Here is a 24,404-nt window from a genome sequence, read left to right on the forward strand (position 1 = left end):
GCTCTGGTGCAAGAGTGCTAGGGTCAAATCTTACTAGCGGATTTGACTCAAACTTTTAATTTTTGAAACTTCTCTTTCTTGTAACTAAAGGGTTTTTACCCCTTAAAAAGTTTTGTTTTAAAATTTTTCATTGAGGTTTGACTTGCTGTTTTAGGAGTAGGGGGAGCAGAAAGTCCCTGAGCACGGTTAGGGTTTGGGTTGCTTGCATGTTGGATACAAGTAATTTAATGATATTTTCGCATGTTTTTGAGTATTGCTTGATTATTTTATGGTTGAAAGGGATTTGAATTTTTAAGGTGTCAATAGGGCTTAAATTTTGTTGAGATGATCCTATAGCGTTTCTCTGTAGTATAGCTGAGAATAGGGGATTTCTTATCAAAGAATAATAAAAGGGGTTTAGCTCTTTTTCTTTTGGTAAAACTACGCCGACGCGCTGATTTAAAATACAATTTTTTGAAAACACTAAGGCACAGCGTCCAATATGTCCTGTTAATGTAATTAAAATATTTGTTGGCTCTAATAGGCAATATTTAGGGAGTTTTTTCGGTAAAAATAAAAGGTTAGTTGTAATACTTAAATCAACTAATGAATGTTGAACATTTTTATTTGTGATTAAAATATAATCATTTTTGTTGTTGCTGTATGTATTTGATTGAAAAGAATAACCGCTGAAAATATCCACTAATTCCCCTAGCGTTTTAACTTCAAAATCGTTAGGGATAAGGCGGTTTAATTCTTTAGAAAATTTCATTTTTCCGCCGCTAGTTTGATAGGGTTTGTTGTTTTCATCTAAAAAATCAAAACGAACGAAGTATTGCTCATAAAGAAGTTCTAGGATTTTGTGTAAAAGCTCATTGATTTTGTGGTTGTTCTCTATTTTTTGGTCTAGGATAGAAAGCGTGTGGGCGATTTTTTGTTGTTCGTAATAAGTAGGGGGTATTTTAACCTTAAACAGACCTAAAGTAGCCCCTGAAACTTCTTTAAAAGTAGTTCCGCCCCCTATGTTAGAGATATTATCTTTATGGTATTTGAGCAAGTAGTATAAAAATTCAAAATAAATTTTTTTGTTGGGGATAATGCTTTTAAAACCTTGATTGGTGCATAGCCTTTTTTTGGCAATAGCCACATAACCTATGGGAGCTCTTGAAGAAAATAAAATGGCATGTTTTGGGAGTAACACACAAGAGCATGACTTAAATCCTAAGCGTGAAATGCTGCGGCTGCCTTTTTTAATGTAACGCCCTTGTAAAGTGGATAAATCTTTAGGGGTAATCCAAGCAATTTTATTGCCATAGTTTTTGGGGTTATTGGTAGATGGGGTAGCGCCACCGACTATTTTTCCTAAATCTTTTAAACAAAATGTTTGCCACTCACTCAAACCTAACCCCTTTTAAAGTTTCTAAAATTTCTTGTTGCAAGCTCTGGCTTTCATCAAAAAGGCTTGTCAGTTCGCTTGAATATTTTTGCATTAAATTTTCAAACTCCGCTTGGCTTATTTTCTCGCTTGTGTCTTCTATAGTGAAATACTGCCCGGGGTTTAGAGAATAGTTTTTTTCTATGATTTCATTAAAAGAAACCAGAGCGCAAAAATCCGCTTTTTGGGTTTTATTTTGAAAAGTTTCTAAAATCAAATCAATATCGCTTTTTCTTAAGCGCGTTTTTTTGTTTTTGTTTTCGGTGTATTTTTCGCCGAGTTTGGAAGCGTCAATCAAAATGACTTCATTTGCGCTGGGCGCTTTTTTAAAAAAGATGACGCTCACATTAGTGCCGGTGCTGGCAAAAACTTGACTGGGCATGCAAATCACCCCATAAACGAGCTTTTTATCCACTAAATGCCTGACAATCTTATTTTCTATCCCGCTTTTAGCGCTAATGAATCCGGTCGGCACGACGATAGCCCCCTTACCCTTATTATTAAGCATGTTCAAGCAATGCTGGAAAAAGAGCGTGTAAATAGGTATTTTGCTTTTATCGTTTTTAGGGATATTAGGAACGCCTAAGAAAAAATCGTTTTTGTTTTGCGAAATTTCGGCATGCTCGTTGGAAAAATCCAGCTTGAAAGGGGGGTTACTCACGATGTAATCCATTTTCCCTTTACATTCTTTAGAATGGTAGGGGTTGGTTAAAGTGTTTCCCTCAATGGCGTATTTTAAAGAGTGGGTCAAATCGTTTAAAATGAGGTTGAGTTTGAGCATTTTTAAGGATTTTTGCGAAATGTCTTGGGCATAAAGGGTGCAAGAATCCGTGCCTATTTGGTGGGCTAATGCCATTAAAAGCGTTCCTGTGCCTGCGCTTGGATCATAGATTTTGACGCTTTGAGTTGGTTCATTAATTAAAAGCTTAGCAATGATGCTAGCGATGCTTAAAGGGGTGTAGTATTCGGCGTATTTGCCTCCTTTGTTGCTATTGTAATCTTTGAGCAAGTATTCAAAAATGGGGGCGAAAAAATCATAGCCTTGCTGGTTTTGTAGGTTTAAAAAAGCCTGTTTGAAATCAAAATTTCTGAGTTTGTCTAGTAAAGCTCTGGTAAAATTAGCCCTTTTAGACTCTTCATTAATGTATTGTGAGATGCTTTCAAATAAAGCGATAGTGGTTTCATCCGTGCTTGTGGTGTTAAAAAGCTCGGCATTATTGCTAGAAATACGATTAAAAATAATATCTAGCTTTAGGTGTAAATCGTTATCGTTAAAATGTTTTTCAAAAAGATAGCTTAAAAGATCATCATAGGCGAGTTTGGGGAGTCTTTTATCCATTAAGGTAAGAAAAAAATCTTCTTTTTCTTCTTCACTAAAGTCTTTGTAATCTTGTATTGTTTGGTTAGGAAATTCTTGTTCAAAAAGGAATTCAAACTTATCGCATAAGAATTTATACAAAAAGCATTGCGTGATGATCTTGTATTCGTTGCCATCATTCCCTAAACCATAACTCGCGCAAGTAACTTTTAAATCATCAATGAGGCTTAGGGTGTTTTGTTTGATTTGCAATAAAGCGTTATTGGGCATGTGAATTTCCTTGATGGTGGTTTTGTAGCTCGTTAAAAAGGGTTTGAACGATAAATTCTTTTTCTTTTTCTAAATCTTTTAAGGAGGGGTTTTCTTTGAAAGCGTTCCTTAATTCTATTTTTATGGCATTTTTTAGGTGGTATTCTTCGTTTAAGATTTCTTGACGCTTAGAAATACGCTCATCAATAGATTTTTTTAAGGCGCTTAAAAGCGTGAAAATTCCCACTGGATCAGAAATGTTTTCTTCCATAAGGCGTTCGTGGAGGCGTTCGTGGAGGCGTTTGTGCGTGATCGCATACGATAAATCATTATTGTATTTGTTTAATAAGTGGGTGGTTTGTTCTTTGTGTTGTTTGAGTTGTGAAATGATCGCATCATAGGAATGAGAAATTTCCTCAAAATTCTGGCTTGTTGCGGGCGTTTGGAGCAGTTTTGAAAATTCTTTATAAATCTTTTGGATTTCTTTATCTTTTTGATCCGGGATTTTTTCTAAAATCTCTTTAGCTTGTTTTTGTTTGGCGCTAATTTCTTCGCTTTCTTTAAAGTGCAATTCTTTGCTTTCTTTATACGCTATTTTAAAGTCTAAAAGAGCGATGAGGTCTTCTAAAATGATTAAATCGTTGGGGTTTTTAGGCTCATTGATATTTTTTAATGCATAGAGTTGTTTGGCTTTTTGAGTAAGCGTTGAAGAGATTTTATTGATCTTTTCAATATCAATTTTTTCTTTTAATGAAAGGATTTTTTCATCATTAGAAGTGCGGATTAAATTGTAGCGCTCTTTGAGCGTTTTAATAGCGTGTGAAACTTTTTGTAACTCGTTAATTTCGCTCATTTTCACAATGGCGCTAGTCATGCCCTCTATATCATCAATGGGGTAATTAAAAAGATCGTTATAGGCGTTTTTAATGTCTTTTTCTAAATTCTCACGATCCGCAAAAATGTCTTTGATATTAGAATCGCTATTGGCACCGCTTTGATTGAATCGGTTTAATTCTTTCAAATAATCATCAGTCGTTTTGTCAAAATTTTCTTGAATCCCTACAAAATCTATAAGATAGCCAAAAGCCATGTTGTTATAGGGGCGATTCACTCTGGCTAGGGCTTGGAGTAAATTGTGATCTTTTAATTCTCTGTGGATATAAAGGCGCTTGAGATTGGGTAAATCAAAGCCGGTTAAAAGCATGTTAAACACAAAGACTATATCCGTATCTTCATGTTTGAAAGAATAAATCTTTTCTTTGACTTCTTGCTCATCATGCAAAATCAGGCTAGATTTGAGTTTGTTTAAAATTTTTAGGTTGGGGTTTTTTTGTAAGACTTCTTCTTGGACTTCATTAAAAAGCCAATTAGCTAATCTGGCTTGCTTGCTTGAAAAACAAACCACCATAGCCTTTAATTGTTCGTTGTTGTCATTCAGTTGTCTGAACTTCAATAAATCTCTAATGATATAAGAGAGCATGGCTTTAATGTATTTCTCATCATTAAAAATCGTTTCTTTTTTAATCTCTATGTCTTCAATAGTGATGCTTTCTTGTAAAAGGCGATAGATTTCTTGCAGTTTTTCTTTGTAGCTCGTTTCAATGGTTTCTAACTGGAGTGTTAGGGTGTGGGCGTCTTTAATGGATTCTGTGTAAGAATAGGTGTGCAAGTAGTTGCCAAAAGTTTTTTTAGTGGCTTTATCTTGTGCATTATCTTCTAATAGGGGTGTGCCTGTGAGGGCGATTTTAATCGCTGTTTTGTCGCATTCTATCAAATTAGCGTAAAAACAACCTTTAGGATCGTAGCTCCTGTGGGCTTCATCTATGATAAACACCCTTTGTAAATCGTGGCTATTTTGAATGGATTCTTGCAAGTCTGTTTTAGAAATGATTTCTTTAGGAGTGCTATCGGATGGGTCTTCATTGGGAGCTTTGAATTTTTGGATATTCACAACGATGATTTCATCATTCCCTTGAGGGTTTTCAAACACGCTAGAGCTTTTTAATTTTTGGCTCAAATCCTCTTTATTTTCTGCCTCATGCGCTTGAAGGCCTCTTTTTAAGAACTCGTTTTTGGCTTGCTCTAATAAATCCAACCTATCCACAATAAAATAAAATTTAGTCTTTTTCCCTAGCGGGTTAAAAAAGTCTTTTATGAGTTTGGTTAAATGGTAGGTTAAGGCGGTTTTACCGCTGCCTTGCGTGTGCCAAATGATGCCTTTTAGGGGATCTTTTAGGTTTTGGTTTGTTCCATAATGCTTTTGCAATTCTTTTAAAACGTTCAGGCTCGCAAACATCTGCGCATAACGCCAAATGTGTTTTTTAAACTCTGATTTTTCTTTTAAGAAACTGATGCCGTATTTTAGGATAAAGCAAAGCCTTTTGGGAGAGCAAAACGAAGTTAAAAGGGCGTTTGTTGGGGTGTCTTTAGGGCTTTTTGGGCAGTCGGTGTCTTTAAGGTTAAATTCGTTTAAGACACTTTTTTGAATTTCTTCAAGCGATCGATGGTTTTGATGATTTTGATCGTTTTTTCGGGGGGGGGGGGGGTAATATCTAGCTTATTGGCTTCAACAAAGCGTTGGAAAATGGGCGAATATGAAGCGCTATAAAACGCACCTTGATCGGGGTTGTTTTCATCATAGGGTAAGTTATCGCTAAAGAGCCAAATTTGTGCAAGGTTATAAAAAACTTTGTTTTCAGGGTTTTTATAGCGTTTGATGTGGCGATCTCTTTCTTCTTTAATGCCTTGTCCGGCCAAAGGCTGTTTAACTTCTATATTCACCAAAGGCAAGCCATTGATAAAAAGGGTGGCGTCAGGCCTAAAGGATTTATAGGGTAATTCAGCCATCATTTCATAAAGATTGTTGCTAGGGTTATCAAAGTCTATGATTTGATGCTCGCTTTTGAGCAGGTATTCATAAAAGTTTTTGCCTAAATCATTATAATTCAAGTGTTTCTTCATTTCAGTAAGCGAATCTTGTGCGTTTTTAGTGGGGTTTAATCGCTCAAACGCTTGGGTAAAACTATCTGTTAAGATATTAGTGGCCGTGTCTAGGTTAGGATTAGAATTAGTGGGAATAAAATCATAGCCCAACTTGGCTAAATGCATTAAGGCAGGGACTTGAACCCTTGTGATTTCATTGTGTGGCATGATCACCCCTTTGATTTAAGGTTGTTATTATAATGTAAAAATAAAAATCATGGTTGTTTGAGTTGCATTTGCAATAACAAACAAGCTTTTTTAAGGAATTGTTTTAAGGTGTTTTGAGAGTGGTTGGTAAAACACGCAAGCTCATTTTCGTTAAGATGCAATGAAACGATCAATACGCTTTGTAAGATATGAGCGATACTCCCTTCAAATAAAATGCCTATAGTAGGGGTTTTAGCGCTGGTTGTTTGGCAAAATCCACTCAAGCTATCCACCCATTCAAAGATTTCTTGCTTGGTTTTGCAAGGCGTGTTTAAACGCATGAAAAAATCCTCTTTAAAACTGATCAGATTTTTTTGTAAATTTTTTAAATCCTTAGCATGATGACTTTTAGGGTTAAACATGCTTTTAATGCGAGCGATAGCTTCTTGTTTGTTGGAAGGTTTCAATTTTACTTGAGAGCGATTGAGGCTAACGGCATGCTTGATTTTAGCCCCATAACTTAAATTATAGACTTTTTTAGGCTGGTAATAATTAAGGGCTTCTTCAATCCTTTCTTTAGAGAGCAAAAAAAGCGAGTCGCTAAAAGTTTCATAACCTTTAAAATTACCCTCTACGCTGATTAAAGACGAAGGGTCAATTTCTTTTTCATTTTCATAATAGGAATTTTGAGCGTGCTTTTTAAACCCTTTGATATAAGCGCAATCTAAGGCGCACAAATAAATTTCATCGCTCATCAAACTCGCTAAAGCCACCCCGGCATTGCCCACAAAAGGTGCTGCGTATTCTATACTTAAAGGGCTTATATACGTGCAAGCGCTCCCCCCACGCATAAACATGAACGCTTCTTTGGCTATATTAAAAGCGTTAGGATTGAGCATGTTCGCCCCTATTAAGGGGGTGTCTTCTAGGGGGGCTTTTTCTAAAACCTCTTTAAGATAGTCTATGCGCTCCACTTCTATTTGAAAATCCACTTTGATTCCATGCGTTTTTAAAGGCTTTAAAGCGGTTCCGCATGAAAAAATGATGAAATGATCTTCATTTTCTTTTAAAAAATCCAACAATAAATCCAGGCTTGGCCCGTTACCCACCACGCAAATGGGAGCGTTAATCTTTTTAGGTTTGGTTTTTAGAGTTTGGTATAAGGGTAAGTTTTTAAGCGTGTTCTTTAATCCTAGCAATTCATCTTCAAAGCTCCCCCAACCCCTTAAGGCTTGTTTGTAATAGCTTTGAATGTTTTCTTTCATGCGTGAATTAAAAGCGCTTTTATAGGGCATGATTTCTAGCTTTAAAAAAGAATGCGTGACAGGGCGTTTCAAAAAATCCATTTTTAATTCATTGGGGTTAAAAAACCCTTGAATAAAGAGTTTAGCCCCTTTTGTAATCAAATCTTCATAACGCGCAAAATAACAGCTGATCTTAAACAAATCTAAATTTTCTTCAAACAAATAAAGCGAATGGAAGCGGTAATTTTGAGCCTGTAAAATGGCCAAAAACAAGCCGTCTAATACGCCATAAATCATGGTAGGGGGTAAGAATTTTTTTAAAGAGCAAGGCGTTTGATAATTATCTAAAAAGTTTGAGATCGCATGCGTGGCTTTAAGGGTTAGGGGGAGTTTGGGGTTGTTTTGAGTTTTTAAATAATGTAAAGAGAGGTGGTTATTGTCTAATGACCATCTGGGATTATTCAGGGGGTTAGAAGCCATGTTAAAAGCGATTCCTACCATTTGATTTTTAGGGTAGCTTAAAGCGTTTGTGGGCGTGTGTAAGAGGTTGAAGTGGTTTTGTTCAAAAAGCAATTGGTAATTTTTAAAAGGCGTATTGAGAGCGTTAAAAAGATGGGGATTATAAGATTTGAAAAAAACTAAATTATCCCTAAAACGCTTTAAAATTTCTTTTTCTAAAAAGGGCGCATCAAAAGATTCTAGGGCTTTTAAAAAGGGCATTCAATAGCCTTTTTCATAAGACCCCTTAGGAGTTTTTTAAACCATTTTCTAAGAGTTGGGAAGCGAGGGCGATCTTTTTTAACGAGATAAAATCCTGTTCGCTGTAGCGTTTGTTGTCGTTCATTTTATGGTAGTAGAGAGCACTCAAATCCAAAGCTTTTTCCTCTAAATCTTGCTTGGTTATATGAGTTTGGATTTCAAAAAGATTTTTTGCTTCTTCTAAAGACATAGGGATTTCTATGGAATTGAAGCGTTCAAAATTATCATAAAGCTCGTTAAAATCTTGATTGTCTATCTGCAAAAACGCCCCCACATCTAAAAACAATTCTTTTTCTTTGCTATCCAAAATCCCATCAGCATAGGCTAATAACATGAGAAATTCCACTAATTTCAGGCGCTTGGCGTATTCCCCATGCGTGTGGTCGGCGATTTCTTGGCATAAGGATTCAAAATTTTCTTTTTTATCCACAGGCTCATTGAGAAGCTCTTTGGCTAAATTTTGCTGTTCGCTGTTTAAGGGCTGCTCTAATTCATTGATAAAAAGCGTTCTTAAGGCATTATCCAAAGCGTTTTTTTGAATGTCTAAAAACTTTAAAAGACGCATATACGCGCCTGTTTGGGTTTGCTTGAATTTGTCTAGGGGGCTAGATTGCACCAGCAAATAGGGGTCATTTTTCAAGTCGTATTCTTCGGTTTTTGTTTTAGGGTTTAGGGGGTTTTTCAAATATTCTTTGAGGGTGTTGTAAAAATAAAACAACACAACCGCCGCAACAATTAATAAAATGATTTCCATTTTTTTCCTTTATGAGTATTTTTTCATTTGTTCTTTAAGGTCTTGTTTTTGCCTGCTCTCTCGCTCTTTTTTGGCTTGATAAAGACGCATTTGCTCTTCTTTTTGCTTGTCTTGTAAGATCATTTTCCTCTCATGGTTTTTTTTAAGCCGTTCTATGTATTCTTCTCGTTTTTCTGGGTCTTGGAAACTCACAGGGCGGATAAAAAAAACAAACAAAATCAATAAAAAAATCCCTATAGCGATAATCTCAGAGCCTTCGCCATTGAAAGCATACCAAAGTCCCCCCATCAAAGAAGCGAGCGCAAGTTTTAAAAAAGCGTTCATTTTAAATGAAAGTAAACTTATGGTAATGTGCATCAAGCCCTAAAGCTTGCGTGTTTTTTTCCCCCATAGCCATTAGCGCGATTTGAGGTAAAAATAAAGTGGGGGTGTTGTCATTATCTCTTTTATAAATCTTTGAAGCTTTTAAGCTTAAATTTTCAAAAGCGTAAAAAAGCCCTAAGGAATGCGCGATTAAAAAATCCGCCCCTAAATCAATCCCTAAATAGCGTAAATGCGCGCACTGGAGTAAGCCGCTTGCTTCATTGACTTCTAAAAGGGGGGCGTAATTTTGAAAAGACTCTAAAAAATGGGGGGCTTTTAAACGGATTTTATTGAAAAAATGATCGCTTTGTTTGATGCGAGAAAATTCAGCCCCTAAAAACGCATCAAAAGGGCTTTTCAATTCCCATGCCAAAAATTCATTAACCCACTCATTAAGATAGACTATCTCAACGCCTTTTTCATAAACAAGCTGGTATTTTTTCAATTTTTCATTAATGGAGTCGATGATTTCAGGGTTGTTGTCTAAAACTTCTTTAGCATGCAAGATGTTCAAATACGCATCTTCTTCGCAAAAAATGAGCGAAACGCCATTGGCTTTGGCTAGAGCCAGGTTATACGCGCAAGCCGTGAGAAAATCATGCGTGCTTATAATCTTCCCATAATAGCCTCCATCATAACAAAAAGGCAGATCAATGACTTTTTGCCCCATTTTTTCTAAATAGAGCTTAGCACTTTTTAGAAGCGATTGCGCGTTTAAATGCTTCGCATAAGCGTTAAAGAGCGTGCAAGTTTTAGGGGGGTTAGGCGTTTTAGGGGGGTTAGAGTGGTATTGAAAAAGGCTTAAAAGGTTTTTAGAAAAATCTTTCCATGGCTTGATTTTGGAATTGGTTAGGATTTCTTGCAATTCATAGATTTCATGGTCAATGTTGTCATCGTTTTTATAGAGATAATGCGCCACGCTTAAAAAATTCATCACACCGCTTTCAGGCTGAGAAATCATCTCTAATAACCGGTCGCGCTCTGTGGGGTAGCGCTTCATCAGCCATTTAACATACAAGAAAAAGCCATCGCCCAGATATTTAGGGTTTGTTTGGGGGTTGATAAAATTGATTTGGATAAACTTTTCTAATTCTTCTTTTTCGCCTTTAGTGATGTAGGGGACTTGTTTGAAAAAATCTTCATAGTTTTTTAAAACCGCCTTTTCATCAATCACCAAGTCTTTTAAAGCGTATCGTTTGGATAGGGGATCTAGCACCCATTCTTTAGAAAAAAACGCCACCAAATCGCTCACATTAGCGTCTTCAAACACCGCAATTTGGTTGATTTTAAGCGCGATATTTTCATTATAACTCACGCCCTTGAGTTGTTTTAAAAGATCCAAAAGGTATTGATCTTCTTGGTATTCTAAAAAATAAGATTCATAAGCGGGGTTGTAATCTTTGTTGGTTTCAAAACGAAAGACTTTTACATGCAATTTCAAAACGCTCATCAATCAGTCCTTTAGCTTTTGTGCAGATTTTCTAAAATCGCACGGTTTTTGGAATTGGAAAAAAAAGCCTCTTTAGAATCCAGCCATTCTTTAAACTCTTCTTTAGACTCTCGCTCGTCTTTTTTTGACTCTTGAAAGAGTGGCTCTTCTTTTTGAAACAATTCAAGCGAATCGCAACGATTGAATAAAACGACATTTTCATTTTTTTCTTTGATAAGGATTTGAATGATGCCAGGAAGTTCCACTTGAACCACGCTGCCAATATTATTAGGGCCAAACCCGGCTTCAAACTGCACGCTTTGTGTGTCAATCATCAAGCTTTCTAAGGTGTATCCGGCTAAAACAAACAGCACCAACGCGCCGAATTTTTCATGAATTTCTTTAGGGAGCTTGGGGGAAAAATCAATCGCATCTCTTTCGCATAAAAGGTTAAAACTCAAATGGTTTTTGGACAGAAATTGCAAGTATTCCATGCAATGTTTGTTGTTTAAAAGCCTTAATTCTCTTTGCATGCGAGCAACCTTTCAAATTCTTCTAACAAATGGCACACCTCTTGCATGCCAATCTCCCAAAATTCTTTGCTATCAATGTCAAAGCCAAACATGGACACTAATTCTTTGGGGCTTTTTGACCCTCCTAAACTCAAAAATTCCGTGTAAGTTTTAACAAACTCTTTAGCGTCGCTTTTTTTATAAAGCCCATAAAGCGCCAAAGTTAAAAGCTGCCCATAACTATAAGCGTAGCAATAAAAAGGCGAATGGATAAAATGGGGGATATAGCTCCACCACAAATGGTAGTTTTTAGTGAGTTTTACGCTCTTTTCAAACATCCTTTGGTTTTCTTCAAACCAGATTCGATCAAAATCTTTGGTGTCTAATTCTTCATCAATTTCATGGATTCTTCTTTCAAAATTAGTCATCACCACTTGCCTAAAAAGGGTAGAAAAAATATCTTCTAGCTTGCCTGCTAGCATGAAAAGAAGCTCGTCAGATTTTAAACCCTTTTTTAAATGCTCAAAAAACAGCATTTCAGAAAAGACGGAAGCGGTTTCTGCGGTGGTTAAGGGCGTATCCATGTTCAATACGCCTTGTTTTTTGGACAATTCTTGGTGGATCATATGCCCAAACTCATGAGCGATAGTGAAAGCGTCTCGGCGGTTTCCTGTGTAGTTTAATAACACATAAGGGTGAGCACTAGGCACCCCGCCATGGCTAAAAGCCCCGCCTTGCTTAAAATCTTTAGGGTGCGAATCCACCCAGCCTTCTTTGATCGCTTTAGAAGCGATTTTGTGAAATTCTGGGCTAAAGGCTTTAAGGGTGTTAAGCACTTCTTCTAAAGCTTGAGAGTAAGTCATGGTGGTATTTTCATCGCTTAAAGGGGCGTAGCGATCGTAATCTTTGAGTTTATGCCCTAAAATTTGCGCTTTTTGATGGTAGTAACGATGCACTAAAGAAAAATTAGCGTTCACAATCTCTAGCATGCTATCCACGCTCTCTTGGGAGATCTGGTTGTCAATGTGGCGGAAACTCTCTTTTTTATCGTATTTTCTCAGCCTAGTTTCAATGAGCAAATCTTTACGCACCATGTTTAAAATGTAAGTGAGCAAAGGGCGAGATTTTTCTAACGCTTTACTGAAAGCTTTTTGAGATTTTTTACGGATCTTGCGTTTGGGGTTGTGCAAGAGGGCTAAAATTTCTTCTTCGCTCAAGTTTTGCTCTTCAAAAGGGATTTTCAAAGAAGAAAAATGCTCATCAAAAAGACGGCTAAACGCGCCCACTCCCATAGGTGAAAGAGCTAGAGCGATCTTTTCTTCATCTAAATTTAGGGTGTGCTTTTTCCTTTCTATGAGATTGTTCAAATAAAAAGCATGGTTTTTGCATTTTTTAATGAAAGCGAGTTGTTTTTTGGCGTCTAAATTCTTAAATTCAATTTCAAAGAACAAAAGGTGCTGTTGGATATTCGTGCAAGCCATTTCGCATTGCGAATAAAACTTCGCTTCTTTGGTGTTCTTAGCAAAAAGCAATTGAGCGTAAGTCATCACCCTAGAAATCTTTTCTGACAAATCTTCGTAATGTTTAAGAGCGTTGGCAAATCCTGCAATGTCTAAATTCTTAAGGTTATTTTGATAAGTGCTCTCAAATTCTTGCACTTCTGTCTGTAAGGTTTTTAAAAATTCTTCTGCACTTTCTTTATTCTCAAATAAAGCGCTTAAATCCCATTCTTGCTCTTTCATAAAAGCCCCCTTTGTTTAATAGTTTGAGTTCAATACGCTTGTATTTTAACATAACACTTACAATACAAGCAAACTTATCATTTGGTTTTTACGCAATTATTTTTTAGCCGGCTCATTTTCTTGGCTCTTTTGGTGCAAAATAAATTGAGCGATAGATTCTAGGTATTTTAAAATAAAAGGGGTTGCTAACATAGAAAAGACCACCATAAGAATAAGGAGCTGGTGGATGTCATTTTGAGCGATACTTAAGATATTTTTTTGGTGCAAAAAACCAAGAATCCCTTTTTTTTCTTGCAAATTAAAGAGCTGGTGCGAGCCTGAATTTAAAAAGATAACAAAAGAAAACTCCCCGATTTGCGCCAAAGAAAGAGCGGTTTTTATGGCAGTTTTAGCGTCTCTAAAAAAACGCAAGAGCGCATAAATGATAGCCGTCTTAAAACCCATCACTAAAATGAGTAAAAAGATGACAACAAAGAACTTTTCTATAAAGAAACTCACATTAATTTGCATCCCTATCGTAATGAAAAAAAGGGCTAAAAAGAGGTTTTTTAATTGCGCGAATTCTTCTTGGACATTGATTTTATAGCGCGATTTAGAAATGGCCATGCCCGCAATGAACGCTCCTAAAGACATAGAAAACCCAAAAAAATGGCTCAACCCCGCCGCGCTGCAAACAATCACTAAAATCGTGCCTATAAAAATTTCAGGCAAGCGCGTGTCTTTTGCTTGCTCTAAGATGAGATTAGCCCCTTTTTTTCCAGGCAATAACAAAAGAACTAGAATAATCCCTGCTGAAATAAAGGTTTTAAGAATGAGTAAATTAACATTAGAATCTTTACTGCCTAGAATCGTTAAAATTAAAAGCATGGGAATGGCTGCAATATCTTGGAAAATCAAAATCCCCACCGCACTCTTTCCCATGGGCGTGCTAAGCTGTTTGGAATCTTCAAAGAATTTCAGCACAATAGCGGTTGAAGAGAGCGAAAGCCCCATGCCTAAAACAAGGGAAAAAATGGGTGAAAGACCCAAAACAAAATACCCCAGTAAAAAAGCGATTAAAGCGCATAAAACTACTTGTAAAAGCCCAAAAACGAGCACTTCTTGTTTGATGGATTTGAGCTTGTCAAAATTAAACTCAATGCCTATCATAAACATTAAAAAGACGATACCAAATTCACCAATATCAGACAACAAATTAAAATCATTAATTTTAAAAAAAGCCGCTAAGACCGTTCCTGTGCAAATGTAACCAATGATAACAGGCATGTCTAATTTCTTTAAAAAGATTCCAAAGCCCACAGCAAGCCATAAGCCAGCAATAACAATATAAAGTGTGCTGTTTTCCATAAAAACCTTTCCCCAGTAGAATCGATTTGTTTTAAAGAAATAAAAGCAAAACTATCCTATTAAATTGAGTCATTAAATAACACTATTGAATAAAATAATATCTATCAAATATATATAAGTATTTTATTATTTAAATCTTACTAAACCCATATTCAAACGCAAACACCAAACGCTCTATTTAGTAAAATAAAAATTATAACGCTAGGATTATACTGCACTAAGGCAAACTTTCTATTTATGAAAAAGATTTTTGAACCCCAACCTTTTAAGAGTCGGCTAGGGTTTAATTTGATGAAGAATAGCGAATGAAAGAACGGATTAAAAAGTGAAGACATAATCCACATACCAAGAATAGTAGCGGATAAGTCCTACATCTTTGCTGCCCTGATTAACCATAGGGAATTTCACGCCCGCTTCAAACGTGCTGCGATCCCCAACACGCATTCTTCCGCCTAAATTCCATAAGAACTGGAATCTCGTTTGATTGACATCATAGGGGAACATCCAAGTGTTTCCGGCTAACTGAATGCCACCAATAAGACCTAGAGCGAATTTATCCAAAGGAATGAGATTGACAATCAAATCGCCACCGCCACCATAGGTGAGCAAATTGGTTTTTGTGTGTTCGGTCCCTGAAGTGTTAAACCAATCTAAAAAGCCATACACCCTAGCCCCAAACCATTTATTGGCAAAGCCTACAAAACCTAATTTGAAATTCAAACCATAAAGATCATTGCCATGGCGCCAATCAGAGTAATTGCTGTTATAAGGGCCATAACGACCTTGCTGATAACCCGCACCCATAAAAAACCCATTCACTTCGCCAGCAAGTGCTAAACTCGTGCTCAAGCTTAAAATACAAGCAATTCTTTTAATCATAATAAATCCTTCTTGTTGAAATTAAAGTTACACCCTAAAATCGGTTATTTTTCTAAAAGATTTAATTTTTTATCAAAGATTGAGGGTTTTAGAGTGAAAATATTGATTAAATCATGGATAAGCGGGATACGCCTACAAAACCACCTCAAACTTTTAAAATACAAATTTTTAAGATACAAATTAGGTATAATCACCAACTCCAATCATAATAAAAGGGAGTTCTATGAAAAATACTTTCAAAGCGTTTGCCTTTTTAATCGTATTTTTTCAAGCACTCTGTTGGCGCAGGATTTAAAAATCGCTGTTGCTTTAAAAAAGAAGTCTATGCTAAAGGCGTGTTGGTTTTATGGAGCGAAAATCTAAAAATAGATTCTTTAGAAATTCTTAAAGATCCTAAAATTAAGCGTATCGCTATGGCTAATCCTAAACTGGCCCCTTATGGAAAAGCCAGTATGGAAGTCTTAGATCATTTAAAACTCACTCCCAGTCTTAAATCTAAAATCGTTTATGACGCTTCTATTTCTTTCTCAAGCCCATCAATTTGTCGCTACTAAAAACGCTAAAATGGGCTTTGGAGTGTTATCCTTGATTGATAAAAAAGATAAAAACCTCTCTTATTTCATCATTGAAAGCCCTTTATAGCCCTATTGAACAAGCCTTGATTACCACTAAAAATGGGGCTAATAACCCTTTAGCTAAAGTCTTTAAAGATTTTTTATTCAGCCCTAAAGCCAGAGCTATTTTTAAAGAATACGGCTATATTGTGGATTAAAACGCATCAAAAAGGCGAACAATGGAGTTTTTGATTACCATGCGTTTGAGCTTTTCTTTAGCTTTTATTACCACCCTTATTTTACTCCCTATAGGGATTTTTTTAGGCTATTTTTTAAGTCTTAAGCGCAATCTTTTAACGAGCTTGACAGAAACGCTTGTGTATATGCCTTTAGTTTTACCCCCAAGCGTGCTAGGGTTTTATCTCCTTTTAATTTTTTCGCCTTCTTCTTTTTTGGGAGCGTTTTTACAAGATGCGTTAAATGTGAAACTTGTTTTTAGTTTTCAAGGGCTTATTTTGGGGAGTGTGATTTTTTCTTTACCCTTTATGGTAAGCCCTATTAAAAGCGCGTTAATTTCCTTGCCTACTTCTTTAAAAGAAGCCAGTTATAGCTTGGGTAAAAGGGAATATTACACCCTTTTTTTGTCCTACTCCCTAACATTAAACCTAGTTTATTGATGGCTATCATTACAACTTTTATGCACACTATAGGTGAATTTGGCGTGGTGATGATGCTTGGGGGGGTGATATATTAGGGGAAACAAGAGTGGCTAGTATTGCGATTTTTAACGAAACTGAAGCGCTCAATTTCCCTAAAGCCCACCAATACGCCTTAACGCTCACGCTTATCAGTTTTAGCCTCTTATTTGTTACCATATTTTTGAATAAAAAACAAAGCTCATTTTTATGATAAAAGTGCGATTTAAAAAACGCCTTTTAGGATCTAGGGGCGCGTTTGATTTGAATATAGACTTAAAAATTAAAGAAGCAGAAGTTGTGGCTTTATTAGGAGAATCTGGAGCGGGTAAAAGCACAATTTTACGCATTTTAGCAAGGCTTGAAGCAGTGGATAGTGGCTATATTGAAGTCAATCATTCAGTATGGCTAGACACTCAAAAAAAGATTTTTTTAAAGCCACAGCAACGAAAAATCGGCTTTGTGTTTCAAGATTACGCCCTATTTTCTCATTTAAATGTGTATCAAAACATCGCCTTTGCTCACCCTAGAGATAAAAATAAAATCCACGAAGTGTTACGCTTAATGCGTTTAGAAAATCTAAGCCAGCAAAAAATCCTCAAACTCTCTGGCGGACAAGCCCAACGAGTCGCTTTAGCAAGAGCTTTAATCGCAGCCAAGAATTTATTGCTTTTAGATGAGCCTTTAAACGCCCTAGATAACGCCTTAAGAAACGAAGTGCAACAAGGTTTGCTTGATTTTATCAAGCGTGAAAATTTAAGCGTGTTATTGGTAAGCCATAACCCCAATGAAATAACCAAACTCGCGCGAACTTTTCTCTTTTTAAACAATGGCGTTATTGATCCTAATCAAGAAAATCTGCCTTTTTTAAACCGCTTATTGATAAAACCTCTCTTTGAAGATGAAAATTATTGCCATTATGAGGTCATTCCTCAAACGATTAGTTTGCCAAAAGATTGTCTGAATCCAACTTTTAAGCTTGATTTCAGTTAGGGCAAAAAATTTTAGAAATATTTTTATTTTTCTCTTAAAACCCTCTTATTTTTCAAAAAACGCAAACTTTATGCCCCCATTTTAGAGAGCCAATCTTTTAGTTTTTCAAAAAATTCTCTATTCTTTTAACGCTCTCTGTTTTGCCTAAAATAAAAAGCGCTTCTTTAAGGCCTATCCCGCCCCCCTTACCCAAAAGGGCTAATCTTAAAGGCTGCATAAAACTACCCGCTTTAATCTTTTCTTCTTCAATGATTTTATGCATGGCGTTTTCTAGCGCGCTTTCATCGTTGAAATTGGTTTTATTCAATTCCAGTTTAAACTTTTCTAACAAGGGCATAACGAGCGCTTGATTGATCTTTTTAAAAACCTTTTCTTCATATTCCACAGGAGCGATTAAAACCTCATCTATTTTAAGGGCTAATTCTTTTAAAGTTTGAGATCTTTCTTTGAGAGCGTCCAATAAGCGATCTAACTGGGTGGGGTTTAAATGCGAGAGATCGCTAAAACTAAAAGGCTTTAAAAGTTCTAATAATCTTTGCGTGCTTTGGTTTTTTAAATAATGAGCGTTGAGCCAATTAAGCTTGTGCCAGCTAAAGCAACTGGGCGAAGAATTTAAATCTTTGGGGTCAAACCATTCCAGTAATTCTTGCATGCTAAAAACCTCTTTATCGTGATAGCTCCACCCCAAACGCGCTAAAAAATTCACCAAAGCTTCCTTAAGATAGCCCATTTCTTGATAGTCCATCACATTAGTGGCCCCATGGCGTTTGCTTAATTTTTGCCCTTCTTCATTCAAAATCATCGGCACATGGAAAAAATTAGGGATTTTAAAATTTAAAGCCTTATAGAGAACGATTTGTTTAGGGGTGTTAGAAAGGTGATCATCGCCTCTAATCACATCAGTAATCCCCATTAAAGCGTCATCAATGGTAACCACAAAGTTATAAGTGGGCACTCCATCGCTCCTGGCGATAATAAAATCGTCTAATTCGTTAGTATTCACTTCCACTTCGCCTTTAACCCCGTCATTAAAACCAATGATTTCATTTTGCGGGACTTTAATCCTTACCACAGGCTCTATGCCTTTAGGGGGCGTGCCTTTAAAATCACGATAACGATTGTCATAGCGTGGGGTTTCTTTCCTGGCCTTTTGTTCTTCTCTCAAAGCATCCAACTCATCTTTACTCATGTAGCAGTAATAGGCTTTGTCTTCATCTAAGAGTTTTTGGATATATTCTTTATAGATTTCAAAGCGTTTGGATTGGTAGAGGATTTCTCCATCGTGTTCTAGCCCTACCCATTTGAAAGCCTCTATAATGGCGTTAGCCGCTTCTATAGAGTTACGGCTCAAATCCGTGTCTTCAATGCGTAAAAAAAATTTTCCTTGATTGGCTCGTGCAAAAAGATAATTGAAAATGGCTGTTCTTAAGCCTCCTATGTGGAGATAGCCAGTGGGCGATGGAGCGAAGCGCGTAACGATCAAACTCATTATTCTAACCTTAAAAATAAAATACTCTTATTGTATTCAAAAATGGCTTAAAAATGGTTTCACTTTTTTCTATTAAAATTAGTGTATGATTGAGATTATTTTTGATTAGGACTAACCCATGCAAAAAACCTTATTTTCTTTTTTATCTTTGCCTTTATTTTTATCTTTTTGCATCGCTGAAGAAAATGGAGCGTATGCGAGCGTGGGGTTTGAATATTCTATCAGTCATGCCATCCAACACAATAACCCTTTTTTGAATCAAGAACGCATCCAAACCATTTCTAACGCTCAAAATAAAATTTCTAAACTCAATCAAGTCAAAAATGAAATCACCAACATGCCTAACACCTTTGCATACATCAACAACAATTTGAAAAACCATTCTCAATTAACCCCTACTGAAATGCAAGCTGAGAAATACTACCTCCAATCCAGCTTTGAAAATATTGAAAAAATCGTGATGCTTAGTGGTGGCGCTGCATCTAACCCCCAATTAGTCCAAGCGTTAGAAAAAATACGAGAACCCACCACTAACCCTTTGGAATTTGAAGAAAACTTAAAAAATTTAGAATTGCAATTCAATCAATCCCAAAACCGCATGCTTTCTTCTTTATCTTCTCAAACCGCTCAAATTTCAAATTCCCTAAACGCGCTTGATCCTAACTCTTATTCTAAAAACATTTCAAACATGTATGGGGTAACTTTGAATGTGGGTTATAAGCATTTCTTTACCAAGAAAAAAAATCAAGGGTTTCGCTATTACTTGTTCTATGACTATGGTTATACTAATTTTGGTTTTGTGGGTAATGGCTTTGATGGTTTGGGCAAAATGAATAACCACCTCTATGGGCTTGGAATAGACTATCTGTATAATTTCATTGATAATTCACAAAAACATTCTAGCGTGGGTTTTTATGCGGGCTTTGCTTTAGCGGGGAGTTCGTGGGTGGGGAGTGGTTTGAGCATGTGGGTGAGTGAAACGGATTTTATCAACCATTACTTGACGGGCTATCAAGCTAAAATGCACACGAGTTTTTTCCAAATCCCTTTGAATTTTGGGGTTCGTGTGAATGTAAATAGGCATAATGGCTTTGAAATGGGCTTAAAAATCCCTTTAGCGGTAAATTCCTTTTATGAAACGCATGGCAAAGGGTTAAACACTTCCCTCTTTTTCAAACGCCTTGTGGTGTTTAATGTGAGTTATGTTTATAGTTTTTAGGGGTTAAATGCCTTCAAACGCTCTTTCTGTTGAAGAAATCGCTCGCCTAGTCAATGTTTCTCATAGCAGCGTGCATAACTGGATCAAAACCAATCTTTTAGAGAAACTAGAGATTGATCATAAAATTTATGTGAAAACAAGCTCTTTTTTAGATTTTTGCCGCAACCATTTAGGGAAAAACAAGCTTAACAAATACGCTAACAAATCCTTAAAAGGTGCGCATAACCATCAAGAATTGATTTTAAAATACCTAAAAATATTAGAAAATAGCTCTGATTTAGAAAGGTTGGGTTCTTATTATGAAGAAGAGCTTTCTAACACCACCAGAAATTTAGAAGGCATTTACTACACTCCTAATAAAATAGTAGAACAACTTTTCACTCTCCCTAAAGATTTTGACACCTCTCAAGCGATTTTTTGCGATCCGGCTGTGGGGAGCGGGAATTTTATCATGCATGCTTTAAAATTGGGGTTTAAGGTTGAAAATATTTATGGCTATGATACGGACGCTTTTGCTATCGCTTTGACTAAAAAGCGTATTAAAGATCGTTATCATTTAGATTGCCCTAATATTGTGCAAAAAGATTTTTTAAATTTAAAACACACCCCACAATTTGATTGCATTTTCACTAACCCGCCATGGGGCAAGAAATACAACCAAAACCAAAAAGAAAATTTCAAACAGCGATTCAACCTCTCTCAAAGCCTAGATAGCGCGTCGCTCTTTTTTATAGCGAGTTTGAATTGCTTAAAAGAAAACGCTCATTTGGGGCTATTATTACCCGAAAGTTGTTTGAATATTGATGCGTTTAGCAAAATGCGAGAAATGGCTCTGAAGTTTCAAATTAGAAGCCTTATTGATTTTAACAAACCCTTTAAAACCCTAATGACTAAGGCTGTGGGTTTGGCGCTTAAAAAAACCCCTAACAAGGATCAAAAAATCTCATGCTTTTATCAAAATAGGGAGTTCAAACGCTCGCCCTCTTCTTTTTTAAACAACCCTAAAAAGATTTTTAATATCCATTGCTCTAGCAAAGAAAATAAAATTTTAGACCACCTTTTTTCCCTTCCTTATATAACTTTAAAAAATAACGCTCATTTTGCTTTAGGGATTGTTACAGGCAACAATAAAGAAAAATTACACTCCAAACAAGAAAAAAATACCATTCCTATTTTTAGAGGTTCAGATATTTTAAAAGACAGATTAAAAGCCCCTAGCCAATTCATTAACGCTGATTTAAAAGACTGCCAGCAAGTCGCTCCCTTAAGCCTTTATCAGTCTAGAGAAAAAATCGTGTATAAATTCATTTCTTCAAAACTTGTCTTTTTTTATGATAATAAGCAACGCCTTTTTTTAAATAGCGCGAACATGTTTGTTTTAAAAGAAAATTTTCCTATCAATGCTAATGCTCTAAAGGAATTATTAAACAGCGATTTAATGCAATTTATTTTTGAATCGCTTTTTAAAACGCATAAAATTTTAAGAAAAGATTTGGAATGCTTGCCCCTATTTGCGCAATTTATCAACAATAGTTTTGATGAAAAATTTTATTTGAAAAATTTAGGGATAGAAAAAAAAGACCCTAAACATTTTACAATCAGGAAAAACCATGCACATCGCTTGTCTTTTGGCTTTAGGGGATAACCTCATCACGCTCAGCCTTTTAAAAGAAATCGCTTCCAAACAGCAACAACCCCTTAAAATCCTAGGCACTCATTTGACTTTAAAAATCGCCAGGCTTTTAGAATGCGAAAAATATTTTGAAATCATTCCTCTTTTTGAAAATGTCCCTGCTTTTTATGATCTTAAAAAACAAGGCGTTTTTTGGGCGATGAAGGATTTTTTATTGTTGTTAAAAGCCATTAAAAAGCATCAAATCAAACATTTGATTTTGGAAAAACAGGATTTTAGAAGCGCTTCTTTAGCCACATTCATTCCCATAACCGCTCCTAATAAAGAAATTAAAAATGTTTATCAAAACCGCCAGGAGTTGTTTTCTCAAATTTATGGGCATGTTTTTGATCATTCTTCATATCTTATGAATTTAAAAAACCCCAAAAAGATTTTAATCAACCCTTTCACAAGATCAATAGAGCGAAGTATCCCTTTAGAGCATTTGCAAATCGTTTTAAAACTCTTAAAACCCTTTTGCGTTACGCTTTTAGATTTTGAAGAACGATACGCTTTTTTAAAAGATGGAGTTACTCATTATCGCGCTAAAACCAGTTTAGAAGAAGTTAAAAACCTGATTTTAGAAAGCGATTTGTATATAGGGGGGGATTCGTTTTTGATCCATTTGGCTTACTATTTAAAGAAAAATTATTTTATCTTTTTTTATAGGGATAATGACGATTTCATGCCACCTAATGGTAAGAATGAAAATTTTCTAAAAGCCCACAAAAGCCATTCTATAGAACAGGATTTAGCCAAAAAATTCCGCCATTTGGGGCTGTTATAATATTGTGTTATACTTCTAATTTCAATTTTGCTTGTTAGGACATTTATGAAAAATATTAGAAATATCGCTGTAATCGCGCATGTTGATCATGGGAAAACCACTTTAGTAGATGGCTTACTTTCTCAATCTGGCACATTTAGTGAGAGGGAAAAAGTGGATGAAAGGGTGATGGATAGCAATGATTTAGAAAGAGAAAGAGGGATTACTATCCTGTCTAAAAACACCGCTATTTATTACAAAGACACTAAAATCAATATCATTGACACTCCCGGGCATGCTGATTTTGGGGGCGAAGTGGAGCGCGTTTTAAAAATGGTGGATGGGGTGCTGCTTTTAGTGGATGCGCAAGAAGGGGTCATGCCTCAAACTAAATTCGTGGTTAAAAAGGCTTTGAGTTTTGGGATTTGCCCTATTGTGGTGGTGAATAAAATTGATAAGCCTGCCGCTGAGCCGGATAGAGTGGTGGATGAAGTTTTTGACTTGTTCGTAGCGATGGGGGCTAGCGATAAACAATTGGATTTCCCTGTGGTGTATGCCGCCGCACGAGATGGCTATGCGATGAAAAGTTTAGACGATGAAAAGAAAAATTTAGAGCCTTTGTTTGAAACGATTTTAGAGCATGTGCCAAGCCCTAGCGGGAGCGTTGATGAGCCTTTACAAATGCAAATTTTTACGCTTGATTATGACAATTATGTAGGCAAAATCGGTATCGCTAGAGTGTTTAACGGCTCGGTTAAAAAGAATGAAAGCGTGCTATTGATGAAAAGCGATGGGAGTAAAGAAAATGGCCGTATCACTAAGCTTATAGGCTTTTTAGGGCTGGCTAGGACTGAGATTGAAAACGCTTATGTGGGCGATATTGTAGCGATTGCCGGCTTTAGTGCAATGGATGTGGGCGATAGCGTCGTTGATCCTACTAATCCCATGCCTTTAGATCCCATGCATTTAGAAGAGCCCACGATGAGCGTGTATTTCGCTGTCAATGATTCGCCCTTAGCCGGGTTAGAAGGAAAGCATGTTACTGCTAATAAATTGAAAGACAGGCTCTTAAAAGAAATGCAAACCAATATCGCTATGAAATGCGAAGAAATGGGCGAGGGCAAGTTTAAAGTGAGCGGGCGTGGGGAATTGCAAATCACTATTTTAGCTGAAAATTTACGCCGTGAAGGGTTTGAGTTTAGCATTTCACGCCCTGAAGTCATCATTAAAGAAGAAAATGGCGTTAAATGCGAGCCTTTTGAGCATTTAGTGATTGACACGCCTCAAGATTTTAGCGGGGCTATCATTGAGAGATTAGGCAAAAGAAAAGCCGAGATGAAAGCGATGAATCCCATGAGCGACGGCTATACAAGATTAGAATTTGAAATCCCTGCAAGAGGGCTTATCGGTTATAGGAGCGAGTTTTTAACCGACACTAAGGGCGAAGGCGTGATGAATCACAGCTTTTTGGAATTCCGCCCTTTTAGCGGGAGCGTGGAATCGCGCAAAAATGGGGCGCTAATCAGCATGGAGAATGGCGAAGCGACCGCTTTTTCCCTTTTCAATATCCAAGAAAGAGGCACGCTTTTTATCAACCCCCAAACTAAGGTTTATGTGGGCATGGTCATTGGCGAGCACAGCAGGGATAATGATTTAGATGTCAATCCCATTAAATCCAAGCATTTAACCAACATGAGAGCGAGCGGGAGCGATGACGCGATCAAACTCACCCCGCCTAGGGCTATGGTGTTAGAAAGAGCGCTAGAATGGATTGAAGAAGATGAGATTTTAGAAGTTACCCCCTTGAATTTAAGGATCAGGAAAAAGATTTTAGACCCCAACATGAGGAAAAGGGCGAAAAAATAAATAGAATTTTT

Annotated in this window: 20 protein-coding genes and 2 pseudogenes; 7 read left to right on the plus strand and 15 right to left on the minus strand. The window is 36.5% G+C overall.

Translation table 11 applies throughout. From position 1 onward, the window contains the following. Positions 1-127 precede the first annotated feature (127 nt). From P6280_RS03975 to P6280_RS07620, 14 genes are all read right to left on the minus strand, one after another. Complete coding sequence (locus tag P6280_RS03975; RefSeq protein WP_283237056.1) at positions 128-1,378, minus strand: restriction endonuclease subunit S; 1,251 nt, start codon at positions 1,376-1,378, stop codon at positions 128-130. After that, the gene (locus P6280_RS03980) at positions 1,371-3,002 is read right to left on the minus strand and encodes an N-6 DNA methylase (protein WP_283237057.1); all 1,632 of its coding nucleotides are present in this window, start codon (positions 3,000-3,002) and stop codon (positions 1,371-1,373) included. The genes P6280_RS03975 and P6280_RS03980 overlap by 8 nt, the downstream gene beginning before the upstream one ends. Beyond that, positions 2,992-5,277 carry a DEAD/DEAH box helicase family protein gene (locus P6280_RS03985; RefSeq protein ID WP_283237058.1) on the minus strand — a complete coding sequence of 762 codons (2,286 nt, stop codon included), beginning with the start codon at positions 5,275-5,277 and terminating at the stop codon, positions 2,992-2,994. Before P6280_RS03985 ends, P6280_RS03980 begins: the two co-directional genes overlap by 11 nt. A gap of 173 nt (positions 5,278-5,450) precedes the next feature. Further along, positions 5,451-6,131, minus strand: coding sequence for a type I restriction endonuclease (locus P6280_RS03990; protein WP_283237059.1), 681 nt, complete (start codon positions 6,129-6,131; stop codon positions 5,451-5,453). Positions 6,132-6,178: 47 nt separating this feature from the next. Next, positions 6,179-8,074, minus strand: coding sequence for a motility associated factor glycosyltransferase family protein (locus P6280_RS03995; RefSeq protein ID WP_283237060.1), 1,896 nt, complete (start codon positions 8,072-8,074; stop codon positions 6,179-6,181). 25 nt (positions 8,075-8,099) lie between these two features. Then, positions 8,100-8,867 carry a TerB family tellurite resistance protein gene (locus P6280_RS04000; protein WP_180482888.1) on the minus strand — a complete coding sequence of 256 codons (768 nt, stop codon included), beginning with the start codon at positions 8,865-8,867 and terminating at the stop codon, positions 8,100-8,102. Between the two features lie 9 nt (positions 8,868-8,876). Then, positions 8,877-9,191: a hypothetical protein gene (locus P6280_RS04005; RefSeq protein WP_024117443.1), complete on the minus strand. Its 315-nt coding sequence runs from the start codon at positions 9,189-9,191 to the stop codon at positions 8,877-8,879. 1 nt (position 9,192) lies between these two features. Further along, entirely contained in the window at positions 9,193-10,680 is a 1,488-nt protein-coding gene (locus P6280_RS04010; protein ID WP_283237061.1) for a DUF5644 domain-containing protein, read from the minus strand. 11 nt (positions 10,681-10,691) lie between these two features. Then, on the minus strand, positions 10,692-11,192 hold the full coding sequence (locus tag P6280_RS04015; protein WP_283237062.1) for a hypothetical protein: 501 nt from the start codon (positions 11,190-11,192) through the stop codon (positions 10,692-10,694). Continuing rightward, on the minus strand, positions 11,177-12,913 hold the full coding sequence (locus tag P6280_RS04020; RefSeq protein ID WP_283237063.1) for a M3 family oligoendopeptidase: 1,737 nt from the start codon (positions 12,911-12,913) through the stop codon (positions 11,177-11,179). The genes P6280_RS04015 and P6280_RS04020 overlap by 16 nt, the downstream gene beginning before the upstream one ends. 96 nt (positions 12,914-13,009) lie before the next feature. After that, the gene (locus P6280_RS04025; RefSeq protein ID WP_220928318.1) at positions 13,010-14,260 is read right to left on the minus strand and encodes a cation:proton antiporter domain-containing protein; all 1,251 of its coding nucleotides are present in this window, start codon (positions 14,258-14,260) and stop codon (positions 13,010-13,012) included. A 152-nt stretch (positions 14,261-14,412) separates the two neighbouring features. Beyond that, positions 14,413-14,595 (minus strand): hypothetical protein, encoded by a 183-nt coding sequence (locus P6280_RS04030; protein WP_283237064.1) that lies wholly within the window; start codon positions 14,593-14,595, stop codon positions 14,413-14,415. After that, positions 14,579-15,139 (minus strand): outer membrane beta-barrel protein, encoded by a 561-nt coding sequence (locus P6280_RS04035; protein ID WP_058338353.1) that lies wholly within the window; start codon positions 15,137-15,139, stop codon positions 14,579-14,581. The genes P6280_RS04030 and P6280_RS04035 overlap by 17 nt, the downstream gene beginning before the upstream one ends. Positions 15,140-15,183: 44 nt before the next feature. After that, positions 15,184-15,336, minus strand: a complete 153-nt coding sequence (locus tag P6280_RS07620; RefSeq protein ID WP_000234764.1) for a hypothetical protein — start codon at positions 15,334-15,336, stop codon at positions 15,184-15,186. 111 nt (positions 15,337-15,447) lie between these two features. Here P6280_RS07620 and modA point away from each other — a divergent pair. The 3 genes and pseudogenes from modA to P6280_RS04050 form a co-directional block, all read left to right on the plus strand. Next, positions 15,448-15,911, plus strand: a pseudogene (gene modA / locus P6280_RS04040) (molybdate ABC transporter substrate-binding protein); the annotation flags it as partial. Between the two features lie 21 nt (positions 15,912-15,932). Next, positions 15,933-16,602: pseudogene (modB, locus tag P6280_RS04045) on the plus strand (molybdate ABC transporter permease subunit). Then, positions 16,599-17,381 carry an ATP-binding cassette domain-containing protein gene (locus P6280_RS04050; RefSeq protein WP_283237065.1) on the plus strand — a complete coding sequence of 261 codons (783 nt, stop codon included), beginning with the start codon at positions 16,599-16,601 and terminating at the stop codon, positions 17,379-17,381. The pseudogene modB and the gene P6280_RS04050 overlap by 4 nt, the downstream one beginning before the upstream one ends. Positions 17,382-17,478: 97 nt before the next feature. Here the strand turns inward: P6280_RS04050 and gltX are convergent, their stop codons facing one another. Next, positions 17,479-18,870 carry a glutamate--tRNA ligase gene (gltX, locus tag P6280_RS04055; protein ID WP_283237066.1) on the minus strand — a complete coding sequence of 464 codons (1,392 nt, stop codon included), beginning with the start codon at positions 18,868-18,870 and terminating at the stop codon, positions 17,479-17,481. Between the two features lie 118 nt (positions 18,871-18,988). On the opposite strand from gltX, the gene hopJ reads away from it, so the two are divergent. The 4 genes from hopJ to typA are packed head-to-tail and all read left to right on the plus strand — an operon-like array spanning position 18,989 to position 24,393. Continuing rightward, positions 18,989-20,089: a Hop family outer membrane protein HopJ/HopK gene (hopJ, locus tag P6280_RS04060; protein ID WP_283237067.1), complete on the plus strand. Its 1,101-nt coding sequence runs from the start codon at positions 18,989-18,991 to the stop codon at positions 20,087-20,089. A gap of 7 nt (positions 20,090-20,096) precedes the next feature. Next, positions 20,097-21,734: a class I SAM-dependent methyltransferase gene (locus P6280_RS04065; protein WP_283237068.1), complete on the plus strand. Its 1,638-nt coding sequence runs from the start codon at positions 20,097-20,099 to the stop codon at positions 21,732-21,734. Beyond that, positions 21,700-22,548 carry a glycosyltransferase family 9 protein gene (locus P6280_RS04070; protein WP_283237069.1) on the plus strand — a complete coding sequence of 283 codons (849 nt, stop codon included), beginning with the start codon at positions 21,700-21,702 and terminating at the stop codon, positions 22,546-22,548. The genes P6280_RS04065 and P6280_RS04070 overlap by 35 nt, the downstream gene beginning before the upstream one ends. A gap of 45 nt (positions 22,549-22,593) precedes the next feature. Further along, positions 22,594-24,393: a translational GTPase TypA gene (gene typA / locus P6280_RS04075; RefSeq protein WP_283237070.1), complete on the plus strand. Its 1,800-nt coding sequence runs from the start codon at positions 22,594-22,596 to the stop codon at positions 24,391-24,393. Positions 24,394-24,404: the final 11 nt, after the last annotated feature.

This window comes from Helicobacter sp. 219-2 (assembly GCF_030053225.1).
Classification (GTDB): Bacteria; Campylobacterota; Campylobacteria; order Campylobacterales; family Helicobacteraceae; genus Helicobacter; species Helicobacter pylori_C.

Bases quoted from the DNA above. Each gene is read 5' to 3' on its own strand.
- P6280_RS04025 (WP_220928318.1), bottom strand. From the start codon at position 14,260: ATGGAAAACAGCACACTTTATATTGTTATTGCTGGCTTATGGCTTGCT.
- P6280_RS03995 (WP_283237060.1), bottom strand. From the start codon at position 8,074: ATGCCCTTTTTAAAAGCCCTAGAATCTTTTGATGCGCCCTTTTTAGAA.
- hopJ (WP_283237067.1), top strand. From the start codon at position 18,989: ATGCAAAAAACCTTATTTTCTTTTTTATCTTTGCCTTTATTTTTATCT.
- P6280_RS04050 (WP_283237065.1), top strand. From the start codon at position 16,599: ATGATAAAAGTGCGATTTAAAAAACGCCTTTTAGGATCTAGGGGCGCG.
- P6280_RS03990 (WP_283237059.1), bottom strand. From the start codon at position 6,131: ATGCCACACAATGAAATCACAAGGGTTCAAGTCCCTGCCTTAATGCAT.
- typA (WP_283237070.1), top strand. From the start codon at position 22,594: ATGAAAAATATTAGAAATATCGCTGTAATCGCGCATGTTGATCATGGG.
- P6280_RS03985 (WP_283237058.1), bottom strand. From the start codon at position 5,277: ATGTTTGCGAGCCTGAACGTTTTAAAAGAATTGCAAAAGCATTATGGA.
- P6280_RS04005 (WP_024117443.1), bottom strand. From the start codon at position 9,191: ATGAACGCTTTTTTAAAACTTGCGCTCGCTTCTTTGATGGGGGGACTT.
- P6280_RS04035 (WP_058338353.1), bottom strand. From the start codon at position 15,139: ATGATTAAAAGAATTGCTTGTATTTTAAGCTTGAGCACGAGTTTAGCA.
- P6280_RS04070 (WP_283237069.1), top strand. From the start codon at position 21,700: ATGCACATCGCTTGTCTTTTGGCTTTAGGGGATAACCTCATCACGCTC.
- P6280_RS03980 (WP_283237057.1), bottom strand. From the start codon at position 3,002: ATGCCCAATAACGCTTTATTGCAAATCAAACAAAACACCCTAAGCCTC.
- P6280_RS04030 (WP_283237064.1), bottom strand. From the start codon at position 14,595: ATGTCTTCACTTTTTAATCCGTTCTTTCATTCGCTATTCTTCATCAAA.
- P6280_RS04065 (WP_283237068.1), top strand. From the start codon at position 20,097: ATGCCTTCAAACGCTCTTTCTGTTGAAGAAATCGCTCGCCTAGTCAAT.
- P6280_RS04010 (WP_283237061.1), bottom strand. From the start codon at position 10,680: ATGAGCGTTTTGAAATTGCATGTAAAAGTCTTTCGTTTTGAAACCAAC.
- P6280_RS04020 (WP_283237063.1), bottom strand. From the start codon at position 12,913: ATGAAAGAGCAAGAATGGGATTTAAGCGCTTTATTTGAGAATAAAGAA.
- P6280_RS04000 (WP_180482888.1), bottom strand. From the start codon at position 8,867: ATGGAAATCATTTTATTAATTGTTGCGGCGGTTGTGTTGTTTTATTTT.
- gltX (WP_283237066.1), bottom strand. From the start codon at position 18,870: ATGAGTTTGATCGTTACGCGCTTCGCTCCATCGCCCACTGGCTATCTC.
- P6280_RS04015 (WP_283237062.1), bottom strand. From the start codon at position 11,192: ATGCAAAGAGAATTAAGGCTTTTAAACAACAAACATTGCATGGAATAC.